The organism is Streptomyces sp. NPDC007162 (assembly GCF_040634175.1).
In the GTDB taxonomy this organism is placed as follows: domain Bacteria; phylum Actinomycetota; class Actinomycetes; order Streptomycetales; family Streptomycetaceae; genus Streptomyces.
Genome location: NZ_JBEYFC010000833.1, coordinates 1 through 2,624, shown reverse-complemented (window position 1 = coordinate 2,624; position 2,624 = coordinate 1). Strand labels below are relative to the sequence as shown.

Here is a 2,624-nt window from a genome sequence, read left to right as displayed (position 1 = left end):
GGCGCTCGCCCGCGGCGAGAAGATCGGTGCGGGACCGGTGCTGCGCGCCTGGCGCGGACTGCTGCCTTCCTCTCCCGCTGGTTCCCGATAAAGGGCACTAGCACCTCAAGCTAGCGCGTCTGCCATTCCGCCACCCGGACAAGGTGTCTGTCGTGCGGGGTTTCCCCCGCGGCGACGAAGGAAACACTACCAGGCTTTCCGGGGTGGCCGATCACACCCCGTTCCGGGCGTGGCCGGGCGTGAACGGCGTGTGACGGGCCGGGACCGGCCTTGGGGGCGGAGCCGGAAGGGAGAGAGGATGGCAGGGACCGGCCGGCAGTGACAGCAGGAGGAATCAGCGTGAGCGAGACGGACACGTCCAGGGGCGTCACCGGCGAGGACGAGGTCGTGGACCTCTGCCGCGAGCTGATCCGGTTCGACACCAGCAACTACGGCGACCACTCGGGTCCGGGCGAGCGCAAGGCCGCCGAGTGGGTCGCGGAGAAGCTCGCCGAGGTCGGGCTCGAACCGAAGATCTTCGAGTCGCACCCGGGCCGCGCCTCCACGGTGGCCCGCATCGAGGGCGCGGACCCGTCCCGCCCCGCCCTGCTGATCCACGGACACCTCGACGTCGTACCGGCCAACGCCGACGACTGGACCCACCACCCCTTCTCCGGCGAGGTCGCGGACGGGTGCGTGTGGGGCCGGGGCGCCGTCGACATGAAGGACATGGACGCCATGACCCTGGCGGTCGTCCGCGACCGGCTCAGGAGCGGCCGGAAGCCGCCCCGGGACATCGTGCTGGCCTTCCTCGCCGACGAGGAGGCCGGCGGCACCTACGGCGCGCGGTTCCTGGTCGACGACCACCCGGACCTCTTCGAGGGCGTCACCGAGGCGATCAGCGAGGTGGGCGGCTTCTCCTTCACGGTGAACGACCAGCGGCGGCTCTATCTGATCCAGACGGCCGAGAAGGGCATGCACTGGATGAAGCTCAAGGTGGCCGGGACCGCCGGGCACGGCTCGATGATCCACCGCGACAACGCGATCACCGAACTGTCCGAGGCCGTCGCCCGCGTCGGCCGGCACAAGTTCCCGGTGCGGGTCACCAAGACCACCCGGGCCTTCCTCGACGAACTGGGCGACGCGCTCGGCACCGAGCTGGACCCGGAGGACATGGAGTCGACGCTGGCCCGGCTCGGCGGCATCGCCAAGCTCATCGGGGCGACGCTCGGCAACACCGCCAACCCCACCCAGCTGAACGCCGGTTACAAGGTCAACGTCATCCCGGGCGAGGCCACCGCGCACGTGGACGGACGGTTCCTGCCCGGCCACGAGGAGGAGTTCCTCGCCGACCTCGACCGGCTCCTCGGCCCGAACGTGGTCCGCGCGGACGTGCACTCCGACAAGGCGCTGGAGACGTCCTTCGACGGGGCCCTGGTGGAGGCCATGCAGTCCTCGCTGCTCGCCGAGGACCCCACGGCCAAGGCGGTCCCCTACATGCTCTCCGGCGGCACCGACGCCAAGTCCTTCGACGACCTCGGCATCCGCGGGTTCGGCTTCGCCCCGCTGAAGCTGCCGCCGGAGCTGGACTTCGCCGGCATGTTCCACGGCGTGGACGAGCGGGTGCCCGTGGACGGGCTCCAGTTCGGCGTGCGCGTGCTCGACCGTTTTATCGACGCCTCGTGAAGCAATGGCTCGGGCTAATCGGGCGGCTGTGCGAGTTCGACTGAGAAGAGTGAATGCGACGATAAGCTCGTAGCTCCATTAGTTCCTCCTCGTTACACATCATGCGATCCGCTACTTGGGACCGCATTGCCAACAAGGAGGAATAATGCTCAAGAAGGTCGTCGCCGCTGCGGCTGCCACTGGTGGTCTGGTTCTCGCGGGTGCGGGCCTGGCCGTCGCCGACTCGGGTGCTCAGGGTGCCGCCGTGGGTTCCCCGGGTGTCATCTCCGGCAACGTGATCCAGGTTCCCGTGCACGTCCCGGTGAACGTCTGCGGCAACACGATCTCCGTGATCGGGCTGCTGAACCCCGCCTTCGGCAACACCTGCATCAACAAGTGACGCCGACTCCCTGAGGGGCGTCTTTCCGTCGGCCCCTGCGCCGTCTTCTCGCACCGGATCACCGCGCCGCAGAAGCCGCTGACGGCCTCCTCCACGACCAGATCGGGCTCGGCGGGCACCTCCGGGGCGGGGGTGGACTTCTTCCACGGCGGGGTCAGGTCCGGCTGGTAGCTGCGCATGGCACGACGATAAACGGGCGCCCGCTCACGACACGCCGAACCGGACGGCCAGTCGATCACGCTGCGCCCGTACGAACGCCGCGTCCACGACCGCCCCGTGCCCCGGTACGTACAGCGCGTCCTCGCCGCCCAGTTCGAGCAGCCGGTCCAGAGCGGCCGGCCAGTGCGTGGGGACCGCGTCCCGGCCCGCCTGGGGTTCGCCCGACTCCTCGACCAGGTCCCCGCAGAGCACCACGACGGGTGAGCCGGGCACCAGGACGGCCAGATCGTGGCCGCTGTGACCGGGGCCCACATTGGCCAGCAGCACCTGGAACCCGTCACCGAACAGCCCGTGTCCGGAGAGGTCGCCCGGCGGGGTGTCGGGCCAGGCCCCCGGCAGGTCCGTCGGCTCGACCGCCAGG

Annotated in this window: 3 protein-coding genes and 1 pseudogene; 2 read left to right on the top strand and 2 right to left on the bottom strand. The window is 70.0% G+C overall.

Features of this window, described 5'->3' with window-relative positions; translation table 11 throughout:
- Positions 1–339 precede the first annotated feature (339 nt).
- Both ABZ646_RS44655 and chpH read left to right on the top strand, forming a co-directional pair.
- Positions 340–1,665 (top strand): M20/M25/M40 family metallo-hydrolase, encoded by a 1,326-nt coding sequence (locus ABZ646_RS44655; RefSeq protein WP_360532964.1) that lies wholly within the window; start codon positions 340–342, stop codon positions 1,663–1,665.
- 145 nt (positions 1,666–1,810) lie between these two features.
- On the top strand, positions 1,811–2,044 hold the full coding sequence (chpH, locus tag ABZ646_RS44650; RefSeq protein ID WP_046732802.1) for a chaplin ChpH: 234 nt from the start codon (positions 1,811–1,813) through the stop codon (positions 2,042–2,044).
- Positions 2,045–2,070: 26 nt separating this feature from the next.
- On the opposite strand, the pseudogene ABZ646_RS44645 reads toward chpH, so the two are convergent.
- Positions 2,071–2,223 (bottom strand): annotated as a pseudogene (locus tag ABZ646_RS44645) (DUF3097 family protein); the annotation flags it as partial.
- A gap of 25 nt (positions 2,224–2,248) precedes the next feature.
- Positions 2,249–2,624: MBL fold metallo-hydrolase (locus tag ABZ646_RS44640; RefSeq protein WP_360532961.1), on the bottom strand; the 376-nt coding region annotated here is incomplete at its 5' end.